Annotated in this window: 7 protein-coding genes and 3 rRNA genes; 5 read left to right on the forward strand and 5 right to left on the reverse strand. The window is 64.6% G+C overall.

Annotation, left to right across the window (positions count from 1 at the left end):
- Window positions 1–85: 85 nt before the first annotated feature.
- The 5 genes from OG435_RS21860 to OG435_RS21880 are packed head-to-tail and all read left to right on the forward strand — an operon-like array spanning window position 86 to window position 6,765.
- A complete protein-coding gene (locus OG435_RS21860) occupies window positions 86–898 on the forward strand; it encodes a hypothetical protein (protein ID WP_266878927.1) in 813 nt (270 codons plus the stop codon).
- On the forward strand, window positions 888–2,213 hold the full coding sequence (locus OG435_RS21865) for a hypothetical protein (RefSeq protein WP_266878929.1): 1,326 nt from the start codon (window positions 888–890) through the stop codon (window positions 2,211–2,213). The genes OG435_RS21860 and OG435_RS21865 overlap by 11 nt, the downstream gene beginning before the upstream one ends.
- Window positions 2,210–3,772, forward strand: coding sequence for an SCO6880 family protein (locus OG435_RS21870; protein ID WP_266878931.1), 1,563 nt, complete (start codon window positions 2,210–2,212; stop codon window positions 3,770–3,772). The genes OG435_RS21865 and OG435_RS21870 overlap by 4 nt, the downstream gene beginning before the upstream one ends.
- A gap of 19 nt (window positions 3,773–3,791) precedes the next feature.
- Complete coding sequence (locus tag OG435_RS21875; RefSeq protein ID WP_250744631.1) at window positions 3,792–5,207, forward strand: ATP-binding protein; 1,416 nt, start codon at window positions 3,792–3,794, stop codon at window positions 5,205–5,207.
- Window position 5,208: 1 nt separating this feature from the next.
- A complete protein-coding gene (locus OG435_RS21880; RefSeq protein ID WP_266878934.1) occupies window positions 5,209–6,765 on the forward strand; it encodes a type VI secretion protein in 1,557 nt (518 codons plus the stop codon).
- Here the strand turns inward: OG435_RS21880 and OG435_RS21885 are convergent.
- The 5 genes from OG435_RS21885 to OG435_RS21905 form a co-directional block, all read right to left on the reverse strand.
- A complete protein-coding gene (locus OG435_RS21885; protein ID WP_266878936.1) occupies window positions 6,762–7,319 on the reverse strand; it encodes a GNAT family N-acetyltransferase in 558 nt (185 codons plus the stop codon). The genes OG435_RS21880 and OG435_RS21885 overlap by 4 nt on opposite strands.
- Before the next feature lie 123 nt (window positions 7,320–7,442).
- Window positions 7,443–7,560: ribosomal RNA gene (gene rrf, locus OG435_RS21890) — 5S ribosomal RNA — on the reverse strand.
- 87 nt (window positions 7,561–7,647) lie between these two features.
- A 23S ribosomal RNA gene (locus tag OG435_RS21895) occupies window positions 7,648–10,771 on the reverse strand.
- A 284-nt stretch (window positions 10,772–11,055) separates the two neighbouring features.
- Window positions 11,056–12,580 (reverse strand): 16S ribosomal RNA (locus OG435_RS21900).
- The 16S, 23S and 5S rRNA genes sit together here, the layout of an rRNA operon.
- Before the next feature lie 766 nt (window positions 12,581–13,346).
- A complete protein-coding gene (locus tag OG435_RS21905) occupies window positions 13,347–13,700 on the reverse strand; it encodes a hypothetical protein (protein WP_266878938.1) in 354 nt (117 codons plus the stop codon).
- Window positions 13,701–14,088: the final 388 nt, after the last annotated feature.

Below are 14,088 nucleotides of genomic sequence, written 5' to 3' on the forward strand. Positions count from 1 at the left end.
CCCGAGCTCTGATGAGGACTCACCACGCCGCGCCTGCGCGGATACCAGCGCTACCGTCGTACGACGCGGAGGGGGCGAACACCGAATGAGCACCGACGACCAATACGGTGGCGGCGAGGTCGGCGGCACCGGCCAGACCCGTACCCGGTTCCCGGAGCCCTCGGACCCCTACGCCCCACCCCGCCGCACCCCCCGAGGCCTGATCACCGTCGTCGGCGTAGTGGTCCTCCTCATCGCAGCCATCGCCTTCGCCAACCAGTCCAACACCCCCGAAAACCCACCGACGACGGACAAGCCCCCCACCGCCACCAACCCGACGGCGCCCACAGGCGTCCCCCCGGTGGACGACAAGTCGTCCGGAGTCCCTTCCGGCTTCCCGCAGGATCAGCAGGGCGCCCAGTCCGCCGCGTCCAACTACGCCGTAGTCCTGGGCTCTGACGGCATGTTCAACCCTGCCCGCAGACGCGTCATTGTCGATGCCGTCTCGGACGACAGCACCAAAACCAAGCTCCAGAGCGGGTTCGACGCCGACTACTCACCCGGCCTGCTCTCCCAGATCGGGCTTACCAAAGACGGCTTCGCACCCACGGGTTCCACGTTCGTCAGCCGGACCGTACCGGCCGGCACCAAGATCAAGAGCTTCTCCAACGGGAACGCCTCGGTCGAAGTCTGGTGCATCGGCATGTTCGGACTGACCGGTGAAAAGTCCACCCGCCCCGTGACCAGCGGCTGGTTCACCATCTCCCTGACGCTGAAGTGGAACGGGTCCGACTGGAAGGTCCTCGAAACCGCCCAGAGGGACGGCCCCACCCCGGTCACCGGCGACGATCCGGTGTCCGCCTCCGACGAGATCGGCCGCGCCGTCACCGAATTCGGAGGCTTCACCTATGCCCGGTAGCCGCAAGCTGTCGCTCCGCGGCATCGGTGCCACCGCAGCAGCCGTTCAGGCCGCCCTCCTCCTCTTCGCCGCCCGAGCCACGGCCGCGCCGACACCGCTGCCATCACCGCCACCGGCGCCACTGCCCAGCCCGAGCAACCCCTGTGGCTTGATCGCGGGGCCGGCCCGGGAGTACTGCGAACGCGGCAGCTCGGCCGGGACAGGACCCGGCGCGGGCCTGGCGCCCAGCAACCCGGCCGACGCCCTCAACCCCCTCGCCTCCCTGGCAAAGGGCTGCGCCGACGCCGCAGCCTGGATCGTCGGCGAACTCAGCAAAGCGGTAAACGGCACCGCCAACGTCGACTTCACCAACGGCGCCTTCCTCAAGCAGTACGCCATCGTCTTCGCCGCCTCCACCATCCTCACGCTCATCCTCTGGCTCTTCGCCGTCGCCAAACGAGCCATCCGCGGAGTCCCCTTCACCACCGCCATGTCCGAAGCCATCGGCTTCCTCTGGCTCACCGTCCTCGCCTCCGCCTTCACCCCCCTCATCCTCTACACCGTCGTCTCCGCCACCGACGGCGTCACCGAGGTCATCGCCTCCGCGACCGGCGGCCAGACCGACGTCTTCTTCGGCTCCTTCGCCGAGGCCCTCAAAAAGGGCGACGACATCGGCGGCGGCCCGATCATGCTGATCGTGGTCGCCCTCGTCACCGTGCTCGCCGCCGGCATCCTCTGCCTGGAACTGGTCATCCGCGCCGCGCTCCTCTACGTCGGCGCCCTGCTCGGCACCGTCGTCTACGCCGGCCTCGTCGACCGCAACCTCTGGGGCCACGTCCGCCGCTGGGCGGGCATCATGATCGCGGTCATCCTCGTCAAACCAGTGATCGTCATCGTCCTGGGACTCGCCGGAGCCCTCGCCGGAGAGAAGGGCCCGAACGCCTTCTCCGCCGTCGTCTCCGGCCTCGCGATCATCCTCCTGGCGATCTTCGCCTCCGCGATGATCTACCGCTTCGTCCCCGGCTTCGGCGACGAGATCGCCTCCGCCCGCACCAACCGCAGCAAGGCCACCGACGGCGCCCAGGCGGCCGCCGTCATCAGCTCCCCGGCCTCCCTCGTCTCCCAGGGCATCAAAACCCACAGCAGCCGAGGCGGCGGCGGAGGCGGCAACAGCGGCGGCGGCGCCCACCGCGCCGGCGGCGACAACCAGATCTCCGGAGGCATGGCCGCACACAGCAGCCGCGGCTCCGGCGGCGGGAACAGCGGCGGCCCCGCCGCCACACCCCCGCCCCGTACGGGCTCCAGCACGAGGAACACAGGAGGTGACGGGCGGTGACGACCCAGTCCCACCAGCTCCACCCGGTCACGCCCCGCCGCACGTATCTCATCGGCCGCGCCCGGCCGAACGCGATCGTCGGCAAGAACCGCGAGACCGGAGAGATCGCCCTGATCATCGCCGGCGCGTTCCTCGGCATGATGAGCGGACTGCTCGTCCCCGCCCTCACCCTGCGCATCATCTCCCTCGCCGGCTTCCCCATGCTCGCCCTCGCCGCCGTCTACGTCCCCTACCGCGGCCGCACCTTCTACCGCTGGTTCGAGATCAACCGCAGCTTCAAGCGCACCCTGCGCCGCGGCACGACGTTCCGCTCCGGCGCCATGGAAGCCGGCATCCGCGCCGGCGACGGCCGCGAGGTCGAGGTCGGCCCGCCCCCCGGCATCGGCCGCATCAACTGGCTCGCCGCCCCCTTCGGCCCCGACGAGATCGCCGTCCTGCTCCACGCGGACCGCAGAACCGTCACCGCCGCCATCGAGATCGAGGGCCCCGGAGTGGGCCTGCGCGACAGCGAGGACCAAGAAGCCCTCGTCGACCGCTTCGGCACCCTCCTCAAGCACGTGGCCAACGGCGACGGCTTCGTCACCCGCCTCCAGATGCTCGTACGCACCCTGCCCGCCGACCCGGAGGCCCACGACAAGGACGTCGCCGCCCGAGGCAACACCAACGCCCCGGTCTGGCTGCGCGATTCGTACGACCAGCTCCAGTCGATGGTGTCGACCTCCTCCGAGCAGCACCGCGCGTACCTCGTCGCCTGCATCCACTTCACCCGCGAACTCGCCGCCGAGGCCCACACCATCGCCCGCGCCGCGGCCCCCAAGAAGGGCCGCAGGGTCGACCGCGACGCGGGCCTCGCCATCGTCATGGCCCGCGAGCTCACCGACATCTGCGCCCGCCTCGCCGAGGCCGACATCCGCGTCCGCCAGCCGCTGGGCCAGGGCCGCCTCGCCTCCCTCGTGCACTCCATGTACGACCCGGACCACCCCATCGACCACATCCAGGCCATGACCAAGCGCAACGCCTGGCCCGCCGAACTGGACGCCGTCGAACCGACCTACCTCCAGGCCAAGACCCGCGAGTCCTCCACGCGAGCCCCCTGGTGCCACGCCACGGCCTGGGTGAAGGAATGGCCGATGACCCCGGTCGGCGTAAACTTCCTCGCCCCGCTCCTGGTCCACACCCCCGACGTCATCCGCACCGTCGCGGTCACCATGGACCTGGAACCCACCGAGATCGCCATCGAGCGCATGCTCACGGAGAAGACGAACGACGAGGCCGACGCCAGCCGCGCCGCCAAGATGAACCGCACCGTCGACCCCCGCGACATCGCCGCGCACGGCCGGCTCGACCAGCGCGGCGAAGACCTCGCGAGCGGCGCCGCCGGAGTCAACCTGGTCGGCTACATCACCGTCTCCTCCCGCTCCCCCGAAGCCCTCGCCCGCGACAAGCGCACCATCCGCGCCTCGGCGGGCAAGTCCTACCTGAAGCTCGAATGGTGCGACCGCGAGCACCACCGCGCCTTCGTCAACACCCTGCCGTTCGCCACCGGCATCCGACGCTAGCTGGAGGGAATGGCCGCCCATGCGAGATCCCATGTCCGCCCTGACGGACGCCTTCACCAGCTTCCTGTTCGGCAAGGTGGAAACCACCCGCCTCCCCGTCCGCACCTCCACGGGCCAGGCACAGGCGGTCTACCTCCCCACCGCAGCCCCCGGTCTCGGCGACTCCGGCGTCATCATCGGCCGTGAGGTCTACAGCGGCAAGGGGTACATCTACGACCCCTTCCAGCTGTACGGCCAACAACTCCCGGCCCCCCACTGGCTGGTCCTGGGCGAATCCGGCAACGGCAAGTCCGCCCTGGAGAAGACCTACGTCCTACGCCAACTCCGCTTCCGGGACCGCCAGGTCGTCGTCCTGGACGCCCAGGGCGAGGACGGCGTCGGCGAGTGGAACCTCATCGCCCAGCAGCTGGGAATAACCCCCATCCGCCTGGACCCCATCGCCGCGAACGACGACGGGATCCGCCTCAACCCCCTCGACCCCGCGATCACCGCGACGGGTCAGCTCGCGCTGCTCCGCACCATCATCGAAGTAGCCATGGGCCACGGCCTGGACGAACGCTCCGGCTTCGCCCTGAAGGTCGCGCACGCGTACGTCGTGGAAACGATCACGGACCGCCAACCGGTCCTCATGGACATCGTGGAACAACTGCGCCACCCGGAACCCGAATCGGCGCTCTCCATGAACGTGGCCATAGACGACGTCCGCGCCTGGGGCCTGGACGTCGCGCTCGTCATCGACCGGCTGGTCGACGGCGACCTCCGCGGCATGTTCGACGGCCCGACCACGGTCGGCATCGACCTCGACGCCCCGCTCATCGTCTTCGACCTCTCCCACATCGACCGCAACTCCATCGCCATGCCGATCCTGATGGCGATCGTCGGCGTATGGCTGGAACACACCTGGATCCGCCCGGACCGCAAGAAGCGCATCTTCCTGGTCGAAGAGGCCTGGCACATCATCAACAGCCCCTTCGTGGCCCAGCTCTTCCAGCGCCTCCTGAAGTTCGGCCGGCGCCTCGGCCTGTCCTTCGTAGCGGTCGTACACCACCTCTCGGACGTCGTGGACGGGGCAGCGGCCCGCGAGGCGGCGGCGATCCTCAAGATGGCCTCGACCCGCACGATCTACGCCCAGAAGGCGGACGAGGCCCGGGCCACGGGCCGCGTCCTGGGCCTCCCCCGCTGGGCGGTGGAGATCATCCCCACCCTCACTCCGGGCATCGCCGTCTGGGACGTGAACGGCAACGTCCAGGTCGTCAAACACCTGATCACCGAAGCCGAACGCCCCCTGGTCTTCACCGACCGCGCCATGACGGAATCCTCGGTCCAGCACCGCCTGCCCGACGATCTCCTGGCAGCCGAACTGGAAACAGAAGAACGAGCCCTCCTGATGGAACGCCACCGCAACGCCGGCGGCTCGGCCACCACGGTGGCCTGACATGCCCGACCGCACGGACCACCCGGCCCCCCGCCCCCAGGGCGGCATCCCGGACGGCCTCCTCGTGGGCCTCCTGGCCTTCCTCCTCGGCCTGGCCGTCCTCACCTGGACGGCCACCGGCCTGGCGGCCCTCTTCACGAAGGGCGCCTGGCCGAGCAAGGTCACCTTCACCCGCACCCCGACCGCGGTCCGCTCACTGATAGCTCAACCCCACGACATCCCGGCCGCCTGGCCGGACACACCCCCCGAGGCCCTCTCCAACTGGGGCCTCTTCTGGGGCCTGTTCATCAGCCAGCTCCTGGTCCTCCTGGTCCTGACCATCTTCACGCTGGGCGTAGTGGCCCGCACCAGATCCCGCCACCGCCTGAAGACCGAACAGAACCGGCAAGGCCCGCCCCCCTCAGCGCCCCCGATCTCACAGCCGTACGCAGCCCCGCCGGCGTCGCAGCCAAATCCAGCCCCGCCGACCTCCTCAACCCCGCCGGCCTCTTCAGCCCCTCCGGCGTTTGAGGAGCGGGGGCCCGGGGGCAGAGCCCCCGGCAACGGCGCCGCACCCACGGACGAGGCGTACCGCTACGGCTTCGGCTACGCCCCAAGCCCGGCACAGCCGCACACCCCGCCCCAGACCCGCGGCCTCGCCTACGCCCCACCCCAGGCCCGAACCACGGCCGCGACAGCGGCCATCGCGGCAGCAACCGGCGCCATCCTCGTGATCACGTCCTCCCCGGCCCTCTGGGCGGACACGAAGGACGCCCGCTCCAAGCTGGGCCCCGTCCTCCTCTACGACCCCTCCCACCTCTGCGACACCCCGGCCCGCATCCACTGGAGCCCCACAGAAGGCTGCGCGGACCGCACCACCGCCGCCGCCCGCGCCATCGCGCTCCTCGCCCCGGTCCGCCCCCAGGCCCGTATGGACTCCGCTCTCGCGGACACCGCGGAAACGCTCCTGCGAAGCTGGCTCCAGGCCGCGGCCCTGGACAACCGCCCCTTCAAGCAACTGCACCGCTGGGCCCAGGGCACCAACGCCCAGGAACCGGTCCGCATCCTGCGCACCCACCCCCAGGCTGCCACGGCCGCCCCCGGCGCGGCCGGCGAGCTGGAGAGCGCGCTCACCGCCCACCCCGAGCGCCGCGAACAGGCCCAACACCTCACGGCCCGCGCCCTGACGGCCCTTTCCTCGATCCACATCCGGGAATCCTGCACCCCGAACCGAACCGATTCCCTCGCCCTCGCATCGTTCGTCTCCGAAGGGGGCACCCTCTACGTGGTGGGCGAACCCCTGGAAGACCCCAGGGCCCACCCGGGTGCGATGCCGCTGCTGACCGCACTCGCCTCCAGCGTGGTCGAGCACGGCCGCCGCATGGCCGCACGGTCATCCGACGGTCGGCTCGACCCACCACTGACCCTGGTCCTCGAGGACGTCGCCGCCGTGGCCCCGATCCCCCAACTGCCTCAGCTGCTCCAGGACACGACGCTCCCGCTCCTCGCCCTGTGCCGCAGCCGCGAGCAGGCCCGCTCCCGCTGGCCGGAAGCAGACCTCCCCGTAGCCGCCCGCTAAACGGGCCGCGGGAACACGTACTCCAACTCCTTCGCGGACGGATCGGTCGGCATCGGCACGACCTTCCCGCTGGGCACGAACCCGAACCGCCGGTAGAACGCCGCGGCCCGCCCGTTCTCCTCGTGCACGAAGAGCCGTACGCGCGCCAGCACCGGCTCCTCCAACGCCCAGGACCACTCCAGCGCGGCATCGAACAGGGCCTCGGTCAGCCCCGTCCCCCGCTGCTCGGGCCGGACGAACACGCCCACCAGGTGCCCCTGGGTCTGCTCGATCTCCCCGTCGAAGAGGTCGGCCGTGCCGGCTTCCTCGATGAGCACGGTCACCGTCCCGACCCATTCCCCGCCGGCCCCCTCGGCGACGAACTGCCGGACACGTCCGCCCAGCGCGGCCCCGCCCGCCCTGTCCTGCCAGAACCCGTCGCTGAGTCCCTCCACCTCCTCAAGCGACTGCAGGAAGGCCACCGGCGCAACCGGATCCCGCAGCGCCGCGATCCGCAGCTCCTTCACCTTTGCCCAGTCCTCGGCCCGTACTCCCCGTATCACGTACCCGTTCATACCCCGGGATCCTAACCAGCCGGCCATCCCGGCCTCACCCGCATTATTCACATCACCCCGTAAACGCAGAAAAGCCCCGCACCGAACCCTGAAGGGCTGGTGCGGGGCTTTCCCACAATGATTGTTCGGCGGCGTCCTACTCTCCCACAGGGTCCCCCCTGCAGTACCATCGGCGCTGAAAGGCTTAGCTTCCGGGTTCGGAATGTAAACCGGGCGTTTCCCTAACGCTATGACCACCGAAACACTATGAAGTTAACCAACCGGATATGCTGTCACATTGACAACGTAGTTCGTTACTTCAGAACTAACACAGTGGACGCGAGCAACTGAGGACAAGCCCTCGGCCTATTAGTACCAGTCAGCTCCACCCGTTACCGGGCTTCCACATCTGGCCTATCAACCCAGTCGTCTACTGGGAGCCTTACCCTCTCAAGGAGGTGGGAATACTCATCTTGAAGCAGGCTTCCCGCTTAGATGCTTTCAGCGGTTATCCCTCCCGAACGTAGCCAACCAGCCATGCCCTTGGCAGGACAACTGGCACACCAGAGGTTCGTCCGTCCCGGTCCTCTCGTACTAGGGACAGCCCTTCTCAATATTCCTACGCGCACAGCGGATAGGGACCGAACTGTCTCACGACGTTCTAAACCCAGCTCGCGTACCGCTTTAATGGGCGAACAGCCCAACCCTTGGGACCGACTCCAGCCCCAGGATGCGACGAGCCGACATCGAGGTGCCAAACCATCCCGTCGATATGGACTCTTGGGGAAGATCAGCCTGTTATCCCCGGGGTACCTTTTATCCGTTGAGCGACGGCGCTTCCACAAGCCACCGCCGGATCACTAGTCCCGACTTTCGTCCCTGCTCGACCCGTCGGTCTCACAGTCAAGCTCCCTTGTGCACTTACACTCAACACCTGATTGCCAACCAGGCTGAGGGAACCTTTGGGCGCCTCCGTTACTTTTTGGGAGGCAACCGCCCCAGTTAAACTACCCATCAGACACTGTCCCTGATCCGGATCACGGACCGAGGTTAGACATCCAGCACGACCAGAGTGGTATTTCAACGACGACTCCACAACCACTGGCGTGGCCGCTTCAAAGTCTCCCACCTATCCTACACAAGCCGAACCGAACACCAATATCAAACTATAGTAAAGGTCCCGGGGTCTTTCCGTCCTGCTGCGCGAAACGAGCATCTTTACTCGTAGTGCAATTTCACCGGGCCTATGGTTGAGACAGTCGAGAAGTCGTTACGCCATTCGTGCAGGTCGGAACTTACCCGACAAGGAATTTCGCTACCTTAGGATGGTTATAGTTACCACCGCCGTTTACTGGCGCTTAAGTTCTCAGCTTCGCCACACCGAAATGTGACTAACCGGTCCCCTTAACGTTCCAGCACCGGGCAGGCGTCAGTCCGTATACATCGCCTTACGGCTTCGCACGGACCTGTGTTTTTAGTAAACAGTCGCTTCTCGCTGGTCTCTGCGGCCACCCCCAGCTCACGGAGTAAATCCGATCACCAGGACTGGCCCCCCTTCTCCCGAAGTTACGGGGGCATTTTGCCGAGTTCCTTAACCATAGTTCACCCGAACGCCTCGGTATTCTCTACCTGACCACCTGAGTCGGTTTAGGGTACGGGCCGCCATGAAACTCGCTAGAGGCTTTTCTCGACAGCATAGGATCATCCACTTCACCACAATCGGCTCGGCATCAGGTCTCAGCCTTATATGAGGGACGGATTTGCCTACCCCTCGGCCTACACCCTTACCCCGGGACTACCACCGCCCGGGCTGGACTACCTTCCTGCGTCACCCCATCGCTTACCTACTACAAGTCTGGTTCGCCGGCTCCACCACTTTCCTTTCCCCGAAGGGTCCGGAACGGCTTCACGGGCTTAGCATCGCCTGATTCGATATTGGGCGTTTCAAAGCGGGTACCGGAATATCAACCGGTTGTCCATCGACTACGCCTGTCGGCCTCGCCTTAGGTCCCGACTTACCCTGGGCAGATCAGCTTGACCCAGGAACCCTTAGTCAATCGGCGCACACGTTTCTCACGTGTGTATCGCTACTCATGCCTGCATTCTCACTCGTGAACCGTCCACAACTAGCTTCCGCTGCTGCTTCACCCGGCACACGACGCTCCCCTACCCATCACAGCGGGCGTTGGCCCTATTGCTGCAATGACACGACTTCGGCGGTACGCTTGAGCCCCGCTACATTGTCGGCGCGGAATCACTTGACCAGTGAGCTATTACGCACTCTTTCAAGGGTGGCTGCTTCTAAGCCAACCTCCTGGTTGTCTCTGCGACTCCACATCCTTTCCCACTTAGCGTACGCTTAGGGGCCTTAGTCGATGCTCTGGGCTGTTTCCCTCTCGACCATGGAGCTTATCCCCCACAGTCTCACTGCCACGCTCTCACTTACCGGCATTCGGAGTTTGGCTAAGGTCAGTAACCCGGTAGGGCCCATCGCCTATCCAGTGCTCTACCTCCGGCAAGAAACACGTGACGCTGCACCTAAATGCATTTCGGGGAGAACCAGCTATCACGGAGTTTGATTGGCCTTTCACCCCTAACCACAGGTCATCCCCCAGGTTTTCAACCCTGGTGGGTTCGGTCCTCCACGAAGTCTTACCTCCGCTTCAACCTGCCCATGGCTAGATCACTCCGCTTCGGGTCTAGAGCGTGCAACTCAATCGCCCTATTCGGACTCGCTTTCGCTACGGCTTCCCCACACGGGTTAACCTCGCTACACACCGCTAACTCGCAGGCTCATTCTTCAAAAGGCACGCAGTCACGACTGTATGTGCAAGCACATACAGCGACGCTCCCACGGCTTGTAGGCACACGGTTTCAGGTACTATTTCACTCCGCTCCCGCGGTACTTTTCACCATTCCCTCACGGTACTATCCGCTATCGGTCACCAGGGAATATTTAGGCTTAGCGGGTGGTCCCGCCAGATTCACACGGGATTTCTCGGGCCCCGTGCTACTTGGGAGATTCTTAAGCAAGCCGCTGATGTTTCGTCTACGGGGGTCTTACCCTCTACGCCGGACCTTTCGCATGTCCTTCGACTACATCAACGGTTTCTGACTCGCCGACCGGCCGGCAGACCGATCAAAAGAATTCCCACAACCCCGCATGCGCAACCCCTGCCGGGTATCACACGCATACGGTTTGGCCTCATCCGGTTTCGCTCGCCACTACTCCCGGAATCACGGTTGTTTTCTCTTCCTGCGGGTACTGAGATGTTTCACTTCCCCGCGTTCCCTCCACACTGCCTATGTGTTCAGCAGTGGGTGACAGCCCATGACGACTGCCGGGTTTCCCCATTCGGACACCCCCGGATCAAAGCTCAGTTGGCAGCTCCCCGGGGCCTATCGCGGCCTCTCACGTCCTTCATCGGTTCCTGGTGCCAAGGCATCCACCGTGCGCCCTTAAAAACTTGGCCTACAGATGCTCGCGTCCACTGTGTAGTTCTCAAGCAACGACCAGTCACCCATCACCCTCACCCAAAAGGCGAAGTTCACTGGGGCCGGCATCACGAAGATAAGACCTTACGGCCGTACCCTCAGATACCCAACAACGTGCCAAGCACGATCCCCCGTCAGTGAGTCACTTTCCACGCCGAAGCAGTACTTGTGATCCATCCAGGAAACCGTGCCAACTAATCAACGTTCCACCCTGAGCTGACCGTGCAGAACGTTTGTCTGCAATCGGTACTGTGCTCCTTAGAAAGGAGGTGATCCAGCCGCACCTTCCGGTACGGCTACCTTGTTACGACTTCGTCCCAATCGCCAGTCCCACCTTCGACAGCTCCCTCCCTTACGGGTTGGGCCACCGGCTTCGGGTGTTACCGACTTTCGTGACGTGACGGGCGGTGTGTACAAGGCCCGGGAACGTATTCACCGCAGCAATGCTGATCTGCGATTACTAGCAACTCCGACTTCATGGGGTCGAGTTGCAGACCCCAATCCGAACTGAGACCGGCTTTTTGAGATTCGCTCCACCTCACGGTATCGCAGCTCATTGTACCGGCCATTGTAGCACGTGTGCAGCCCAAGACATAAGGGGCATGATGACTTGACGTCGTCCCCACCTTCCTCCGAGTTGACCCCGGCGGTCTCCTGTGAGTCCCCATCACCCCGAAGGGCATGCTGGCAACACAGGACAAGGGTTGCGCTCGTTGCGGGACTTAACCCAACATCTCACGACACGAGCTGACGACAGCCATGCACCACCTGTATACCGACCACAAGGGGGGCACTATCTCTAATGCTTTCCGGTATATGTCAAGACTTGGTAAGGTTCTTCGCGTTGCGTCGAATTAAGCCACATGCTCCGCTGCTTGTGCGGGCCCCCGTCAATTCCTTTGAGTTTTAGCCTTGCGGCCGTACTCCCCAGGCGGGGAACTTAATGCGTTAGCTGCGGCACCGACGACGTGGAATGTCGCCAACACCTAGTTCCCAACGTTTACGGCGTGGACTACCAGGGTATCTAATCCTGTTCGCTCCCCACGCTTTCGCTCCTCAGCGTCAGTAATGGCCCAGAGATCCGCCTTCGCCACCGGTGTTCCTCCTGATATCTGCGCATTTCACCGCTACACCAGGAATTCCGATCTCCCCTACCACACTCTAGCTAGCCCGTATCGAATGCAGACCCGAGGTTAAGCCTCGGGCTTTCACATCCGACGTGACAAGCCGCCTACGAGCTCTTTACGCCCAATAATTCCGGACAACGCTTGCGCCCTACGTATTACCGCGGCTGCTGGCACGTAGTTAGCCGGCGCTTCTTCTGCAGGTACCGTCACTTTCGCTTCTTCCCTGCTGAAAGAGGTTTACAACCCGAAGGCCGTCATCCCTCACGCGGCGTCGCTGCATCAGGCTTTCGCCCATTGTGCAATATTCCCCACTGCTGCCTCCCGTAGGAGTCTGGGCCGTGTCTCAGTCCCAGTGTGGCCGGTCGCCCTCTCAGGCCGGCTACCCGTCGTCGCCTTGGTGGGCCATTACCCCACCAACAAGCTGATAGGCCGCGGGCTCATCCTTCACCGCCGGAGCTTTTAACCCCCGCCCATGCAGGCAGGAGTGTTATCCGGTATTAGACCCCGTTTCCAGGGCTTGTCCCAGAGTGAAGGGCAGATTGCCCACGTGTTACTCACCCGTTCGCCACTAATCCACCCCGAAGGGCTTCATCGTTCGACTTGCATGTGTTAAGCACGCCGCCAGCGTTCGTCCTGAGCCAGGATCAAACTCTCCATGAATGTTTACCCGTAATCGGGTGCACACGCACTTAGAGCGGGACAGTCATGTCGGAATAAGACCGACCGTCCACTGCGTCCTCGCTGTGTAATTGCCTGCAAGTGTCAGGGCCGAAGCCGCGACCTCACAGGTCTTTTTCAAAGGAACCTCATCCACCGAAATGGACGGGGTATCAACTTTTTGGCGTTGATTTTTGGCACGCTGTTGAGTTCTCAAGGAACGGACGCTTCCTTTGTACTCACCCTCTCGGGCTTTCCTCCGGGCGTTTCGCTCGTTCTTGTGTCTCCGACTCTATCAGACTCTTTCGTGTCTGATTCCCAGTCAGCGGGATTCGCTTTCCAGTTCTTCGCTTTCGCGTTTCCCTTTCCGGCGAGACCGACTCTATCAGAAGTTTTCCACCGAATTTCCCGGCTTCAGATTCCTGGATGAGGAGTCGAGGGTGCCCACTCTGAATTGCTTCTTTGGGGGCCGGCTGCCGAACTTGTCCAGTTCCAGGCAACTGTTTGACTCTACATGACGCCCCCTGCACCGTCAAAATCGGCGCGACACGATGGCCCCCAAGGTGTAGGGGCTCCGCACCCACCAGCACCATCCAGGCCACCTCGACCAGGAGCTATCCCGGTTCGCACGGCACTGAGGGCGGAGGACAAAGACCAGGCCGGAGGGCTGAAGCGGTCCGAGCACGCATTCGGGCACGGGGCTTCCCCCAGCAGGCGGCGTTCTACGCATGCGGCCGCGACTCGCAAGCCACACAGCTCCGGCGCTCGCTCAGCGGAACTCGTGAACTACCTCGATCACACCGACGATGTGAGCGTTGAGTTCGTCCAAGTCCTCAGCGGGCACCCACAGCTCGAGGATCGTCCGCCCACCGGCCTGCTGGACGGGGTACCGGCTCAAGAACTCCGACTCCACCTCGAACCGGGTGACGAATCCGACGCCACTGTGCTTGACGTTCCAGTCCCTGGCGATCTTGATCGCGTAGTCCTCGTTGAGAACCGGGTAGAAGATCGGCTGCTCAGGGAGCCGCGGGGGCCAAGCCCGCCAGTCGAGCTCGCGGACCAGGTCCAGCTCCTCGGGGCCGGTGGGGCGCCAGAGGGTCGTCGTTGCTTGCTGGCTGGTCATGTGAATCGCTCTCTGCACGGGAGGCCCACCATCGGCCTGGCTGGTCTGTCCCGGACGGTACCCACGGAAGCAACACGACGGCCACGGAGTTTCTCCACCAGCCCATGCCCCGCAACCAGCTGGCACGGACACCTGACTCCCTGAACAGCGAGCTCCGCAAAGCAGACGGCCACAACGCAACGCCGAGCGCGCGCCCTACCCACGCGCAGTCCACCTGCTCCGCCGGCAGGAAGTGCTCGCTGCTGCGAGCCGAGCTCGCCCCTTCGAGGGGACGGCCACGACGGCTGGCTGGCCCGACTCCTGCCAGACGTGGGCATCGGCGCCTAGTTGTCCGGTACTGAACCTGAACCGGCGCTCGCGACGGCTAGGGCGTGTTTTTAGAGTTGCT

Origin of the sequence: Streptomyces sp. NBC_01264 (assembly GCF_026340675.1) — a bacterium.
In the GTDB taxonomy this organism is placed as follows: Bacteria; Actinomycetota; Actinomycetes; order Streptomycetales; family Streptomycetaceae; genus Streptomyces.

Bases quoted from the DNA above. Each gene is read 5' to 3' on its own strand.
- OG435_RS21860 (WP_266878927.1), top strand. From the start codon at position 86: ATGAGCACCGACGACCAATACGGTGGCGGCGAGGTCGGCGGCACCGGC.
- OG435_RS21865 (WP_266878929.1), top strand. From the start codon at position 888: ATGCCCGGTAGCCGCAAGCTGTCGCTCCGCGGCATCGGTGCCACCGCA.
- OG435_RS21875 (WP_250744631.1), top strand. From the start codon at position 3,792: ATGCGAGATCCCATGTCCGCCCTGACGGACGCCTTCACCAGCTTCCTG.
- OG435_RS21880 (WP_266878934.1), top strand. From the start codon at position 5,209: ATGCCCGACCGCACGGACCACCCGGCCCCCCGCCCCCAGGGCGGCATC.
- OG435_RS21885 (WP_266878936.1), bottom strand. From the start codon at position 7,319: ATGAACGGGTACGTGATACGGGGAGTACGGGCCGAGGACTGGGCAAAG.
- OG435_RS21905 (WP_266878938.1), bottom strand. From the start codon at position 13,700: ATGACCAGCCAGCAAGCAACGACGACCCTCTGGCGCCCCACCGGCCCC.